General features: G+C 72.1%; 11 protein-coding genes. 5 read left to right on the forward strand and 6 right to left on the reverse strand.

Annotated elements, in window-relative coordinates; all coding sequences use genetic code 11:
- Positions 1–32: 32 nt before the first annotated feature.
- Together IE255_RS30375 and IE255_RS30380 are read right to left on the reverse strand one after the other, a co-directional pair.
- Positions 33–1,409 (reverse strand): MFS transporter, encoded by a 1,377-nt coding sequence (locus IE255_RS30375; RefSeq protein ID WP_190053597.1) that lies wholly within the window; start codon positions 1,407–1,409, stop codon positions 33–35.
- A 27-nt stretch (positions 1,410–1,436) separates the two neighbouring features.
- Entirely contained in the window at positions 1,437–1,874 is a 438-nt protein-coding gene (locus IE255_RS30380; protein ID WP_190053598.1) for a MarR family winged helix-turn-helix transcriptional regulator, read from the reverse strand.
- A 149-nt stretch (positions 1,875–2,023) separates the two neighbouring features.
- On the opposite strand from IE255_RS30380, the gene IE255_RS30385 reads away from it, so the two are divergent.
- On the forward strand, positions 2,024–2,257 hold the full coding sequence (locus IE255_RS30385) for a ribbon-helix-helix protein, CopG family (RefSeq protein WP_190053599.1): 234 nt from the start codon (positions 2,024–2,026) through the stop codon (positions 2,255–2,257).
- Here IE255_RS30385 and IE255_RS30390 read toward each other — a convergent pair.
- Positions 2,227–3,678: an NCS2 family permease gene (locus IE255_RS30390; RefSeq protein WP_190053600.1), complete on the reverse strand. Its 1,452-nt coding sequence runs from the start codon at positions 3,676–3,678 to the stop codon at positions 2,227–2,229. The two genes, IE255_RS30385 and IE255_RS30390, sit on opposite strands and share 31 nt — an antisense overlap.
- 117 nt (positions 3,679–3,795) lie before the next feature.
- Between IE255_RS30390 and IE255_RS30395 the strand changes: the two genes are divergently transcribed.
- The 3 genes from IE255_RS30395 to IE255_RS30405 all read left to right on the forward strand — a co-directional run bounded on the left by IE255_RS30395 (position 3,796) and on the right by IE255_RS30405 (position 7,606).
- Complete coding sequence (locus IE255_RS30395; RefSeq protein WP_190053601.1) at positions 3,796–4,080, forward strand: DUF2530 domain-containing protein; 285 nt, start codon at positions 3,796–3,798, stop codon at positions 4,078–4,080.
- Between the two features lie 154 nt (positions 4,081–4,234).
- Positions 4,235–5,080, forward strand: a complete 846-nt coding sequence (locus tag IE255_RS30400) for a class I SAM-dependent methyltransferase (protein ID WP_190053602.1) — start codon at positions 4,235–4,237, stop codon at positions 5,078–5,080.
- Positions 5,081–5,212: 132 nt separating this feature from the next.
- Positions 5,213–7,606, forward strand: a complete 2,394-nt coding sequence (locus IE255_RS30405) for an HAD-IC family P-type ATPase (RefSeq protein WP_190053603.1) — start codon at positions 5,213–5,215, stop codon at positions 7,604–7,606.
- 49 nt (positions 7,607–7,655) lie between these two features.
- Here IE255_RS30405 and IE255_RS30410 read toward each other — a convergent pair whose 3' ends face one another.
- The 3 genes from IE255_RS30410 to IE255_RS30420 all read right to left on the reverse strand — a co-directional run bounded on the left by IE255_RS30410 (position 7,656) and on the right by IE255_RS30420 (position 12,770).
- A complete protein-coding gene (locus IE255_RS30410; RefSeq protein WP_190053604.1) occupies positions 7,656–8,513 on the reverse strand; it encodes a hypothetical protein in 858 nt (285 codons plus the stop codon).
- Positions 8,514–8,645: 132 nt separating this feature from the next.
- On the reverse strand, positions 8,646–11,768 hold the full coding sequence (locus IE255_RS30415) for a sacsin N-terminal ATP-binding-like domain-containing protein (protein ID WP_190053605.1): 3,123 nt from the start codon (positions 11,766–11,768) through the stop codon (positions 8,646–8,648).
- A 75-nt stretch (positions 11,769–11,843) separates the two neighbouring features.
- The gene (locus IE255_RS30420) at positions 11,844–12,770 is read right to left on the reverse strand and encodes a DUF3027 domain-containing protein (protein ID WP_190053606.1); all 927 of its coding nucleotides are present in this window, start codon (positions 12,768–12,770) and stop codon (positions 11,844–11,846) included.
- A gap of 285 nt (positions 12,771–13,055) precedes the next feature.
- On the opposite strand from IE255_RS30420, the gene IE255_RS30425 reads away from it, so the two are divergent.
- A complete protein-coding gene (locus IE255_RS30425) occupies positions 13,056–14,489 on the forward strand; it encodes an MFS transporter (protein ID WP_190053607.1) in 1,434 nt (477 codons plus the stop codon).
- The last annotated feature ends 13 nt before the right edge of the window (positions 14,490–14,502 follow it).

Genomic DNA, 14,502 nt, shown 5'->3' on the forward strand with positions numbered 1-14,502 from the left:
GTCGACCTCTCGCCGACCCCGCCGACCTCGCCCTACGCCGCCGGAGCCAGTTCCTCCCGCTGCTCCCGCGGCACGAACCGCACCCGTGGATGCCCGCCGTGCCAGCCGATCGACAGGCGCAGGTTGCCGACCCGGGCCAGGATCAGGCCGACCACGGCCGCGGCGACGACCGCCACCGCGCCGCCGGCCGCCAGGCCGACCCGAGCACCGTAGGTGTCGGTGATCCAGCCCACTATCGGGGCGCCGACCGGGGAACCGCCGAGGAAGACCATCATGTAGAGGGCCATGACACGGCCGCGCATGGCCGGGTCCGTGGACATCTGGATGCTGGTGTTCGTCGTGACGTTGACCGTCATGCCGAACAGGCCCAGCGGGACCATGAGCAGCGCGAACATCCACAGCGCCGGCGTCGTCGCCGCCACGATCTCCAGCGCGCCGAAGACCAGGGCCGCCGCGATCAGCAGCCGCAGCCGGGCCGTGCCCCGCCGCGCCGCGAGCAGCGCGCCCGCGACCGAGCCGACCGCCATCAGCGTGTTGAACATGCTGTACGCGCCGGCGCCCGCGTGGAACACGTCGTCGGCGAAGGCGGAGAGGTAGACGGGGAAGTTGAAGGCGAACGTGCCGACGAAACCGACCAGGACGATCGGCCAGATCAGCTCCGGACGGCCGGTGACATAGCGCACGCCCTCCCGCAGCTGCCCCTTGCCGCGCGGGGCGCGTTCGACGACGTGCAGCTCGCGGGCGCGCATCAGCAGCAGGCCGGTGAGCGGCGCGATGAAGGACAGGCCGTTGAAGAGGAACGCGTAGCCCGTGCCGACGCCGGTGATCAGTATGCCCGCGACGGCGGGGCCGACCAGGCGGGCGGACTGGAAGTTCGCCGAGTTCAGGCTGACCGCGTTCTGGAGCTGGCCGGGACCGACCAGCTCGGAGACGAAGGACTGGCGGGCCGGGTTGTCGACGACGGTCGCGAGACCGACCGCGAAGGCGGCGACGTACACGTGCCACACCTGGACATGGCCGGTGAGGACGGCGACGGCGAGGGCGAGGGCGGTGAGGGCCATCGACGACTGCGTGACCAGCAGCGTGGGCCGCTTGCGCAGCCGGTCGACGAGGACACCGCCGTAGAGGCCGAAGAGCAGCATCGGCAGGAACTGCAGGGCGGTCGTTATGCCGACGGCGGCGGAGGAGCCGGTGAGGCTGAGGACCAGCCAGTCCTGGGCGATGCGCTGCATCCAGGTGCCGATGTTGGAGACGACCTGCCCCATGAAGAACAGGCGGTAGTTCCGCACCTTCAGGGAGGAGAACATCGAGGACTTGCGGGCGGGGCGCCCGGCGGGGGCGTCGGAGGTGGGCGGGGAGTCGTGGGGATCAGGTGCGGGGACGGAAGCTGCTCCGGGTCCCGAACTCAAAGGGTTCGCCTCCTTGCGACGTACGGCTTACAGATGCGCGAGCTTCTCCAGCACGGGGGCGGCGGCGCGGAGTTTCGCCCACTCGTCCTCGTCGAGGTTCTCCACCAGCGTGGCCAGGAACGCGTTCCGCTTGGCGCGGCTCTCCTCGAGCATCACTTCTGCCTGCTCGGTGCGCGTGACGACCTTCTGGCGCCGGTCCTCGGGGTGCGGCTCCAGCCGGACCAGCCCCTTGGCCTCCAGCAGCGCCACGATGCGGGTCATCGACGGCGGCTGCACGTGCTCCTTGCGGGCGAGCTCGCCCGGGGTGGCCCTGCCACACAGGGACAGGGTGCCGAGCACCGACATCTCGGTGGGGCTGAGCGACTCGTCGACCCGCTGGTGCTTGAGCCGACGGGACAGCCGCATCACGGCGGAACGTAGGGAGTTCACGGCGGCTACATCGTCGCCATGGCTGAGGTCCGGCATGTTCTTTAGCGTAACTCATTACTCTAACTAAGGACCAGCGCTGACACACAGGAATGACCGTGACACCCGCCACTGAACCGTGACATCACCCATATGGGTGATCCGGTAGCGGAACGCGACACACTGCACCGAAGGGTGCCGCGACCCTCATGGTCATGGGGACCAGTGTGCTCAGCCTACGAATAGACCACGACCTGCTCGAACGGCTCCGGCACCATGCCGCGAAAAGGGGAATGAGCGTCCAGGACTATGTCGTCCGGACGCTCATCCGAGATGACTTCGACGAACGGTTCCAGACCGCCGTCGAGGAGACGGAGAGGTTCTACGGCTCGTCCGACTCCGGCGACGAGGATCAGGTCAGGCCCAGTGCCGGCATCAGGTAGTAGAAGGCGAACACCGCCGCCACCGCGTACATCGCCGACGGCACCTCCCGGCCCCGCCCGGCCGCGAGGCGCAGCACCACGAAGGTGATGAAGCCCATGCCGATGCCGTTCGTGATCGAGTAGGTGAACGGCATCATCAGCATCGTCACGAAGGCCGGGATCGCGATCGTGTAGTCGGCCCAGTCGATCTCCTTCACCGACCCGGCCAGGATCAGGAAGCCGACCGCGACCAGGGCCGGGGTGGCCGCCTGGGACGGGACCATCGTGGCGATCGGGGTCAGGAAGAGCGCGACGGCGAAGAGACCGCCGGTGACGACGTTCGCGAGGCCGGTCCGGGCGCCCTCGCCGACCCCGGCCGTGGACTCGACGAAGGCCGTGGTGGCCGAGGACGAGCTGGCACCACCCGCGGCGACCGCGAGGCCGTCGACGAACAGCACCTTGTTGATGCCGGGCATCTGACCCTGCGCGTCGGTCAGCTTCGCCTCGTCGGAGACGCCCATGATCGTGCCCATCGCGTCGAAGAAGCACGACAGCAGCACGGTGAAGACGAAGAGCACGCCGGTCAGCGCGCCGACCTTGTCGAAGCCGCCGAACAGGCTGACCTGGCCGATCAGCCCGAAGTCGGGGCTCGCGACCGGGTTGCCGGGCCACTTGGGCGTGGTCAGGCCCCAGCTCGGCACCTTCGCCACCGCGTTGATGACCACCGCGACGACCGTCATGGCGACGATCGAGATCAGGATCGCGCCGGAGACCTTGCGCACGATGAGCGCGAGGGTCAGCAGGACGCCCAGGACGAAGACCAGCACGGGCCAGCCGTTCAGATGCCCGTCGCCGCCGAGCTGGAGCGGGACGGTGGTCTGGGCGGCGTCCGGGATCCGCGAGACGAAGCCGGCGTCGACGAGCCCGATCAGCATGATGAACAGGCCGATGCCGATGGAGATGGCCTTGCGCAGCCCGTAGGGCACGGCGTTCATGACGCGCTCGCGCAGACCCGTCGCGACCAGCAGCATGACGACGAACCCGGCGAGGACCACCATGCCCATCGCGTCCGGCCAGGACATGCGCGGGGCAAGCTGGAGGGCGACCACCGAGTTCACGCCGAGGCCGGCGGCGAGCGCGATCGGCACGTTGCCGATGACGCCCATGAGGAGGGTGGTGAGCGCGGCCGTGAGGGCGGTCGCGGTGACCAGCTGCCCGTTGTCGAGCTGGTGGCCGTACATGTCCTTCGCGCTGCCGAGGATGATCGGGTTCAGCACGATGATGTAGGCCATCGCGAAGAAGGTGGCGAGCCCGCCCCGGACCTCGCGGGGCAGGGTGCTGCCCCGCTCGGAGATCCGGAAGAAGCGGTCGAGTGCGCCGTACGTGCGCCCGGCTCCCGGCTGTTCAGGGGCGGGGACCTTGGCGGGAGCCGAGGAGGACATGTCTTGGTGGTTCCTACGAAGAGAAGTGGTCAGACACAAACCGTTTCAGTATGAACATATAAGGCCCCGAACGGCCATCTCCGCGCGTAGACGTGATCGCCTCGTAAGCTGTCCCTCATGGCAGGCTTTTTCTCGGGATCACCCCGACACGAGGCTCCGGAGCCCCTGGAGGGTCCCGTGGTGGCCACCGTCGTCGGCGGCACGATCATCTGGTTCGTGCTGTTCCTGGTGCAGCTGCCCTTCTACGGCTGGTTCGAGGACCACGGTCACACCTGGTGGGTGTGGACCTGCCTGGCCGGGGCCGGGCTCGGCCTCATCGGCATCTGGTACGTCCGCAGGCGCGACGCCGCGATCAAGCGGGCCGCCGCCCAGGAGACGACCCCGGCACCGTCGGCCGACTGAGCTGCTCCCTAGGGCTGCCCCGTACCGCTGCCCGTACGGCTCTCCTCCGTACGGCTCCTCCGGCGAGAAAGGCTCCCCCCGCGTCCCTACGCTCGAAGAAGCGGCGGCGCGGCCGGCGCGTGGAACCGCAGCCGAACGGGTGAGGAGCGCAGCCATGACGAACGGGAACGGCTCGGCCGAGGCCGACCGCACGCTGAAGGCCAAGCACCGGGCGATGTGGGCCCAGGGCGACTACCCGTCCCTGGCCGCCGAGGTCATCTCCGAGCTGGGCCCGGTCCTGGTCGAGGCGTGCGGGGTGCGCTCGGGGCAGCGGGTGCTGGACGTGGGCGCCGGCACCGGCAACGCCGCGATCCCGGCGGCCCTGGCCGGTGCGGAGGTGGTCGCCTCCGACCTCACCCCCGAGCTGTTCGAGGCCGGCCGGCGCGTGGCCGAGGAGCGGGGCGCGCGCCTCACCTGGCAGGAGGCCGACGCCGAGGCGCTGCCCTTCGGCGACGCGGAGTTCGACACCGTGCTCTCCTGCGTCGGCGTCATGTTCGCCCCGCACCACCAGCGGGCCGCCGACGAACTCGTCCGGGTCTGCCGGCCGGGCGGCACGATCGGGCTGCTGAGCTGGACACCCCAGGGCTTCATCGGCCGGATGTTCGCCACGCTGAAGCCGTACGCCCCACCGCCCCCGCCGGGCGCGCAGCCGCCCCCGCTGTGGGGCGACGAGGACCATGCGCGCGCGCTCCTCGGCGACCGGGTCACGGACGTCCGCGCCGAGCGCCGCACCGTCCGGGTCGACCGCTTCGCCACGCCCGAGATGTTCCGCGACTACTTCAAGGAGCGCTACGGCCCCACCATCACCGTCTACAAGAACATCGCCGGCGACCCCGACCGCGTCGCCGCCCTGGACCGCGACCTGGTGGCCCTCGCCCGCGACGCCGACCTCGGGACCGGGCAGGGCGGGACGGTCATGGACTGGGAGTACCTGCTGCTGACCGCCCGCCGGGCCGGCTGACAGGCGGAACGGCACCAGGGTCCGACGACGTACAACTGCCGTACGACCACGGCATGAAGTCGGTCCTTCCCAGGTCGGATCTTCCCCGCATTCGGCAGGTGAACCCGCAAATCCGCACGTACCGTCGAATGCATGACGCATCTCGACGCGGGTGCCCGGCCCGACTCCGCGCGGCCGGCGACGGTCACCTCACGCGAGACCGGACTGACCAGCGCTCAGGTCGCCGAACGGGTGGAGCGCGGCCAGGTCAACGACGTGCCGGTGCGCAGCAGCCGCTCCACTGTCGACATCGTCCGCGCCAACGTCTTCACCCGCTTCAACGCGATCATCGGCGTGCTCTGGCTGATCATGCTGGTCGTAGCGCCGATCCAGGACAGCCTGTTCGGCTTCGTGATCCTCGCCAACACCGGCATCGGGATCATCCAGGAGTGGCGGGCGAAGAAGACGCTGGACTCGCTCGCGCTGATCGGTGAGGTGCGTCCCACCGTCCGCCGGGACGGGGCCTCCGGCGACGTCAGCACCTCCGAGATCGTCCTCGACGACCTGATCGAGATCGGCCCGGGCGACAAGGTCGTCGTCGACGGCGTCTGTGTCGAGGCCGACGGGCTGGAGATCGACGAGTCGCTGCTCACCGGCGAGGCCGACCCGGTGGTCAAGCGCCCCGGCGATCAGGTGATGTCCGGCAGCTTCGTGGTCGCGGGCGGCGGGGCCTTCCAGGCCACCAAGGTCGGCCGTGAGGCGTACGCCGCGCAGCTCGCCGAGGAGGCGTCCCGGTTCACCCTCGTCCACTCCGAGCTGCGCTCCGGCATCTCCACGATCCTCAAGTACGTCACGTGGATGATGGTCCCCACCGCGATCGGCCTGATCATCAGCCAGCTGGTCGTGAAGGACAACGCCTTCAAGGACTCCGTGGCCCGCACGGTCGGCGGCATCGTCCCGATGGTCCCCGAGGGGCTCGTCCTGCTCACCTCCGTCGCCTTCGCCATCGGCGTCATCCGGCTCGGCCGCAAGCAGTGCCTGGTGCAGGAGCTGCCCGCGATCGAGGGGCTGGCCCGGGTCGACACGGTCTGCCTGGACAAGACCGGCACCCTCACCGAGGGCGGCATGGACGTCACCGAGCTGCGGCCCCTCCAGGGCGCCGACGAGACGTACGTACGGCAGGTGCTCGGTGCCCTCGGCGAGTCGGACCCGCGGCCCAACGCCTCCCTGAAGGCGATCATCGACACCTACCCGGCCGTCGACGGCTGGCGCTGCACCCAGGCCCTGCCCTTCTCCTCCGCCCGCAAGTACAGCGGCGCCGCGTTCAGCGAGGGCGACGGGCAGAGCAGTACGTGGCTGCTGGGCGCGCCCGACGTGCTGCTGCCCGACGAGGACCCGGCCCTCGCCGAGACCGAGCGGCTGAACGAGCAGGGCCTGAGGGTGCTGCTGCTCGCCCGGGTCGAGCGGGACCTGGACGATCCGGAGGTCGCGGAGGGCGCGAAGCCCACCGCCCTGGTCGTGCTGGAGCAGCGGCTGCGGCCGGACGCCGCCGACACGCTGCGCTACTTCGCCGACCAGAACGTCCGGGCCAAGGTCATCTCGGGCGACAACGCGGTGTCGGTCGGGGCGGTCGCCGCCAAGCTCGGGCTGTCCGGGACCACCGTGGACGCGCGGCGGCTGCCCGCCGACCAGGACGGGATGGCCGAGGCCCTCGACGACGGCACGGTGTTCGGGCGGGTCACCCCGCAGCAGAAGCGGAACATGGTGGGCGCGCTCCAGTCCCGCGGGCACACGGTCGCGATGACCGGCGACGGCGTGAACGACGTCCTCGCGCTGAAGGACGCCGACATCGGCGTGGCGATGGGCGCCGGCTCGGAGGCCACGCGGGCGGTCGCGCAGATCGTGCTGCTGAACAACAGCTTCGCCACGCTGCCGTCGGTGGTGGCGGAGGGGCGCCGGGTCATCGGCAACATCACGCGGGTCGCGACCCTGTTCCTCGTCAAGACGGTGTACTCGGTGCTGCTGGCCGTCCTGGTGGTCTGCTCGCAGGTCGAGTACCCGTTCCTGCCGCGCCATCTGACCCTGCTGTCGACGCTGACGATCGGCGTCCCGGCGTTCTTCCTGGCGCTCGCGCCCAACAAGGAACGCGCGAAGCCGAACTTCGTCCGGCGGGTCATGCGGTACGCGATTCCGGGTGGGATCCTGGCCGCGGGGGCGACCTTCGCGACGTATCTGATCGCCCGGGGGCACTACACGGGGGCGGGGGCGCTGGACGCGGAGACCAGCGCCGCGACGCTGACGCTGTTCCTCATCTCGATGTGGGTGCTGGCGATCATCGCCCGGCCGTACACCTGGTGGCGGGTCGCGCTGGTGGCCTCGATGGCCGGGGCGTTCCTGCTGGTGCTGGTGGTGCCCTGGCTTCAGGAGTTCTTCGCGCTGAAGCTGGTGGGGATGACCATGCCGTGGGTCGCGGTCGGCATCGCGGCGGTGGCGGCGGCCGCCCTGGAACTCCTGTGGAGGTGGGTGGACCGCCGCTTTCCCGCTTAGCGCCGTCGTGGTTGTTCGCGCAGTTCCCCGCGCCCCTTTCGGGGCGCTTTTACTTCACGTCGACGTAGTCGCCGGTGGCGTTGACGGCCGGGGTGGTCGTCGTGCCGGCGAAGCTGAAGCGCCAGTAGCCGTCGTACTGGGCCGTGGCGGTGGCCTTCAGGTTGCCGTACTGGTCGGAGTACACGGTCTTGACCGTGGTGTACGTGCTGGTGCCCGCCTTGCGGAACTGGAGCTTGACCGGCTGGTTGGTGTAGCCGTGGTAGGCGTTGTCCTCCCAGTTGGCGCGGGACAGCTTGCCGGTGGACGTGATCGTCTTGCCCTTGGAGACGGGTTCGGGGCCGGCGTTGACGGTCAGCTTGGAGTAGCGCTGCACCTTGGTGGTGGCCAGGCCGCCCTGCTCCTTCTCGTCGCCGTTGCTGGTGACGGCGAGGGCACCCGCGCCCCAGGTGCCGGCGTCGGAGTTCCACAGGTCGCCGTCGGCGGGGTGGATGCTGATGACGCCCTTGCAGTTCAGGACGGTCGACGAGACGGCGGTGCAGGTGGCCGGGTCGTCGCTGATGAAGATGTTGTCCGCGGTGTCGATCGAGGAACCGTGGTAGATCAGCGGGCCCGTGGCGAAGTTGTCGGAGCTGGTGTCCAGGTCCGCGGCGTGCGTCACGGTGTACGTGACGGGGAAGCTGACCACGTTCGTGGTGCCGACGACGATGTTCTTGCCGCTGTTCACCTTCATGTCGGAGAAGGTGACGTCGAGGTTCGACGCGGTGGTGCTGCCCGAGTCGGCGTCGGCCGCGGCGGAGCTGAAGGCCGCCTTGCCGGACGGCGCGTCGGCGGCCTGGGCGGCCGGGACGACGAGGGCGGAGAGGGCCAGGGCGCCGGCGACGGCGGCCACGGTGGCTCGCATGTGCATGTGTTCCCCAGGTGGAGAAGTGATCGTGGAGTCTGTTGACTCACGCGATCAGATACCTCAGCACTGCGCTTGGTTGTACGACAGGTGAAAAATATGTGCGGAAGTTCTCACCTGCCGTACGTCACCACCGGATCAGTCGAACCACCGGTCCCGCGCCAGCTCCTCCGTCCGTGACGGGTCCTCCAGCAGCGCCGCCACCTCGAACCGCCGCGGCCACTGCCCCGCCGCCCAGGCCAGCCCAGCGGCGACGCCCTCCAGCGTGGCGGCGTGCAGGACGTCGTCGTCCGTGAGCCGCCAGTCGATCTCCACGCCGTCGACGACGAGTTCCTCGTGCTCGACGTAGGAGGCCGGGGTCCGTCGGCCGAGCAGCACCCGCACCGCCTCGGGCACGTCGTGCTCGACGCCCTCGGAGGTGACCTCCCCGGTGACGGACTCGCTCAGCCGCCGCACCTGGAACAGCTCGGCCAGCTCGGCGGCGCGGGACGGCCGTACGGGCAGCAGCGGGACGCCCTCGGTGAACGGCAGCAGGTCGGGCGAGTCGCACACCACGGCGTCGGCCGCGTCCACGACCTCCACCCGGCCGTCGACGACCGCGCGCAGCTCGTCCGGCAGGGTCACCTGCTCCGGGTCCAGCTCGGCCAACGCCCCGTACAGGGCGTGCAGCTGAACCCCCGTCACCTCGCGCTCGGGGTCGGCGAGCCGGTCGAGCAGCTCGGCGGCCCCGCCGGGCTCGTCCAGCAGCGCGGCGACCGAGGTGCGCACGCCGAGCGCGCGCAGCACCTGCTCGTCCTCGAAGCCGGTCGCGTCGGCCTCGTCGTACAGCCCGCGCAGGAGAGGGTCGCCGCCGGCGGCCCGCAGACCGGCCGGGCGGCGGCCGTCGAGGACCGGGTTCCCGCGCAGCCACCACGCCGTGTACGGCCGGACGACCTCGTGCGTCCCGTCGTGCAGCAGGATCCGCACGGGCTGCGCGATCGCGTCCCGCAGGGGCGGCCGGGACAACAGGGCCAGCGCCTGCGGCCACTTGTCCTCGTCCACGAGATCCAGGTCCCGTACGGCGATGATCTCAGTCGCGACCGGCGGCACCGGGCTGTCCGGGAAGCGGTCGAGGATGTCCTCGCACCACACGTCCACGGCGTCCAGCAGGCCCGGGTCGTCGGGTTCGGCGAAGTCGCCCTCGCGGGGCTCCAGTTCGTCCGGGTCGAGGACGACGTCGGTGGCCCGGACGACGGCGAAGTTCACCAGGACCCCGCAGGCGGCCAGCGGCTGCTCGCCCCACTTCGCGGCCAGCTCGGCGTCCACGGCGGCCAGTTCGCCCTCGCGCATTACCTGGGCGAAGGGGCCGCCGGGGAAGACCAGTTCGCAGGCCGGGGCCGGTTCGCCGTCCTCGTCGGGCAGCGCGAGCGCGCCGAGCCAGGGCTCGTCACCGGGCTCCAGGCCGGCGTCCCGCACCAGGGCCAGCACGGTGTCGGCCAGTTCGTCGGCGTCGAGGGCGTCCTCCTCCCAGTTCACCCCGCCCTCGTCGTCCAGGGACGCGGCGACGGCGGCCCGGACCTGCGGGGTGGTCAGGACGGCCCGCGGGGTGGCGGGCAGGGCGCCGAGCTTCTCCAGGATCGGATGGGCGGCGTCCGGGTGGGCGACCTTCAGGCCGAGCCGGGCCAGCACCTCCGGGTCGATCCGGGCGGCCTCCCCGCCGGGCAGCAGGACCTGCCGGGGCCCGATGGTGGTACGGCCGTCCGCGAGCGGCACCGGCAGCCCCGACAGCCGGTCCGGGTCGACCCCGGCCAGGCTGTCGTAGAGCCGCCGCCACCAGCCCGGGTCCTTCTCCAGCCCGGCCAGCCGGTCGATCGCGTCGGTCAGCGGGACCCGGGCGACGCCCAGGGTGCGCAGCTCCGCGCGGCGTTCGAGCCCGGCGGGCAGCAGGGTGGGCAGCACCTCGGCGAGGACCCGCACGGTGTCCGCGCCGGCGCCCTCGACGACCTCGGCGTCCCGGGGCCGCAGCGATTCCGGCAGGTCGTCACCGTCGCGGGGCGGGACCGCGGGCGGCAGGAAGGAGGTCCGGGGCAGCCGCTCCAGGATCGCCTGGCGCAGGGCGCCGTCCAGCTCGCCCTTGCCGAGCGGGCCGGGCACGAGGCCGATGATCCCGGCGGTGACGGGCCGCCAGTCGGCGAGGAGTTCGGCGTAGGCGTCGGCCGCGCGCTGGACCAGGAAGTCGGTCAGCGGGCCGGGGGCGGCGTGCCGGCGGGTGGAGTCCAGCGGGAACGAGGCGATGAGCAGGGCCGGGACGCCGAGCGGCTCGTCGCTGGGTGTGGGGGCGTGCACGACCGGGCTGGTGCGGGGCCGGACCGGGCTGCCGTCGCTGTCCACGGGCACGGCCCAGGTGACCGACCAGTGGGGCCGCAGCCGCTCCTCGACGGGCCGGTCGGCGAGCAGGTCGGGGGTGAGGGGGCCGTGGGCGGCGGCGGTACGCCAGTGGGTGACGCCGTCGCCGGAGTCGTCGACGACCGTGAAGGGCCCGTCGGTGCGGCGGGTGAGGGTCCGGGGGCTCTCGCCGTTCACCTCGACGACGAGCTCTTCGAGGCCCGGGAGGGTGAGCAGCAGGGCGTCGTCGACGGCGTGCAGGAGCCGCTCGGCGAGATCGGCGGCGGCCGCGTCGCGCAGCGGCAGGATGACGGCGGTGTCGTACGAGTCGGGGGCCGTGCCCTCGGCGGCGAACGGCAGCCGCAGCAGCGGTACGTGCCCGTCCCGCCGCCGGATCTCGTCCCCGAGGCCGGGGCTGTGCCGGGCGGTCTCGGCGGCCCGCTCCCGGGCCTCGGCGAGGGACCAGCGGACCCCGCCGTGCCGGCCGACGACGGCGGGCTCGTCGGTGACGGCGAGGACGGCGGCGAACCCGACGCCGAACCGGCCGACGGCCCGCTCGTGGGTCTCCCGCTTCGCGGAGGCGCGCAGCGTGGACAGCGACTCGACGCCGGCCGCGTCCAGCGGGGCGCCGGTGTTGGCGGCGACGAGCACCCCGTCGCGCAGGGTGAGCCGCAGCTGCCCCGGCACCCCGGCCCGGGCGGCCGCGTCGGCGGCGTTCTGGGCGAGTTCGACGACGAGCCGGTCCCGGTAGCCGCCGAGGACGAGGTCCTCCTCGGCGTTGGCGTCCTCACGGAACCGGGCCGGGCTGGTGGCCCAGGCGTCGAGGACCCCGCGCCGCAGACGTGCCGTACCGAACGGGTCGGCACCCTCGGCGGCCGGGTGCACGAACTTGCTCACGTTCACTCTCCTCATCGGCGGCGTGGGCCGTGAGGTTGAAGGTACCGCGACCGGAAGGGGCCCTCGGACCAGGTCCTAGGAGTGCCCCAGCTCCGCGGACGACTCGTCCTCCGTGACCGGCACCGAACCCGAGTCGGAGGCCGGGCGCAGCGGGAACGGGTCCACCCGGGTCTCGTCGATCACCGGCGGGGCCGGCTGCGGCGGCTTGGGCATGACGGCGGCCTCGGAGTGGCCGCCGCAGCCGTAGGCCAGGGAGACCATGCGGCCGTCGGCCGGGGAGAACTCGTTGGCGCAGACGCCGAAGGCCTGGCCCAGGGAGCCGCCGACGGGGACGAGGAAGCCGCAGGTGACGCAGGCCGCGGGGGCCGACTGGGCCATGGGGGTCTTGGGCCCGAACGCCTCCTCCCAGCGGTCGGCCGCGGTGTGCAGCCCGTAGCGGGAGAGCACCCGGGCGCGGCGCATGCCCAGTTCCTCGGCGATCGCCGCGATCGACCCGCGGGACGGGGTGACCGGCAGGCGGGACGGGGGGCCCTCGGTGACGTCCGCGTCCTCGGCCTCCACCAGGTCGGCCATCTCGTGCGACACGGCGGAGTTCGGCGGCGGCTCGTCCTCGCCCGAGTAGCCGGGCTCCAGGCGCAGGTCCTCGGCGTCCGTGGGGAGCAGGTCGCCCGGGCCCATGTCGCCGGGGCGCAGCCGCTCGCTCCACGGCACCCACTCGGGCGCGAGCACCGCGTCCGGGCCGGGCAGCAGCACCGCCTCGTCCACCGTGACGATCTTCGCGCGGGACGCCCGGGCCACCGTCACGGCCCAGCGCCAGCCCCGGTAGCCGAGCTCCCGGCACTCGAAGAAGTGCGTGACAACGCGGTCCCCCTCGGAGACCAGCCCCACATGCTCGCCGACGATCCCTGGCGCGGCGGCCTCCTCGGCTGCGGCGCGTGCGAGGTCGACGGCCTCGGCGCACAGACGGTCAGGGGTGCGGCTTCGCGTTGTCGCTGCGCTCACAGGTATCGCTTCTCTCCATACGCCGTCTCACGGGTGCGCCACTCCCAGCGCGGGGGCGGGGACGGAGCGGACCGGAGGACCGCGTCGACGTCCTTCATCCATTCTGCGGGATGGCTGAGATACGCACGCTACCCTTCCGCCCCACTTCGCGTACACCGACGGTTGTGTTCGCCGTCGGCCCGGTCATGAGCCGCCGCCCGGCCGCCGCCCCCGGACAGTCACCCCACAGGCCCTATACAAGCGGTAATGGCACTACCCACAGCCGTATCGGGGCACTATGACGTCGTGGCAGCCGCGAAGACACCCCAGGACGCCACCGGGACCGGTGGGTCGAAAGGGGTCAAGGGAAGCAGCCGACCGCGCGGACCGGGCCGCCTGGGCGGCTCCCTCCGCGCGGTCGGCCGTGCCCTGCACTTCCCGGTGACCGGCACCGCCCGCGGCATCCGCAAGGCGACCCACGCGCACGGCGCCGGTGAGTCGGGCCTGGGCAAGCTGATCGAGCTGCACGGCGTGAACGGCGCCGGCGACGTGATGATCACCGTCGCCCTCGCCTCGACCGTCTTCTTCTCCGTGCCGACCGACGAGGCCCGCGGGCGGGTCGCGCTGTACCTCGCCATCACCATGGCGCCCTTCACCCTCCTCGCCCCGGTGATCGGGCCCCTCCTCGACCGCATCCCGCACGGCCGCCGCGCCGCGATGGCCGGCGCGATGCTGGCCCGGGCGCTGCTCGCGATCGTGCTGTCCGGCGCGGTCGTCAGCGGCAGCATCGAGCTGTACCCGGCCGCGCTGGGCGTCCTGGTCGCGTCGAAGGCGTACGGCGTGGTCAGAAGCGCCGTCGTGCCCCGGCTGCTGCCGCCCCGCTTCTCCCTCGTGAAGGCCAACTCGCGCGTCACCCTCGGCGGCCTCCTCGCCACCGGCATCGCCGCGCCCATCGGCGCCGGCCTCCAGCAGATCGGCCCGCGCTGGCCGCTCTACGGCGCCTTCGTGATCTTCGTGGCGGGGACGGTCCTGTCGTTCACGCTGCCGCCGAAGGTCGACTCCGCCAAGGGCGAGGACACCGCACTGCTCGCGGCCGACGAGCAGCACCTGCACGGGCCGCACCGCAAGCCGGTCAAGCGCCCCGGACTGCGCACGGTCGGCCCGGCCGTCACCCACGCCCTGGCCGTCAACGCCTCCATCCGCTGCCACACCGGCTTCCTGATCTTCTTCCTGGCCTTCCTGCTGCGCGAGCACCCGATCTCCGGCCAGAGCGCCGCCGTGTCCCTGGGGATAGTGGGCGTCTCGGCGGGCGCGGGCAACGCCCTCGGTACGGCCGTCGGGGCGTGGCTGCGCTCCCGGGCGCCGGAGCTCATCATCGTGACGGTCGTGGCGTGCGTGCTGGGCGCGGCGATCACGGCGGCGGTGTTCTTCGGGGCGGTGCTGGTGGCCGGCCTGGCCGCGATCGCCGGCTTCGCGCAGGCCCTGGCCAAGCTGTCCCTGGACGCGCTGATCCAGCGCGACGTGCCCGAACTGGTCCGCACCTCGGCCTTCGCCCGCTCCGAGACGCTGCTCCAGATGTCCTGGGTGCTGGGCGGCGCGGTCGGCATCGTCATGCCGCTCAACGGCACGCTCGGCCTCGCGGTGGGCGCCGCGATCGTCGGCACGGGGTGGCTGACGACCGTACGGGGGCTGCTCGGGTCGGCCCGGCGTGGGAGTACGGGGCGGCCGCGGGTGGCGTAACGCTATGGGCACG

The organism is Streptomyces lomondensis (assembly GCF_014651035.1).
Classification (GTDB): Bacteria; Actinomycetota; Actinomycetes; order Streptomycetales; family Streptomycetaceae; genus Streptomyces; species Streptomyces lomondensis.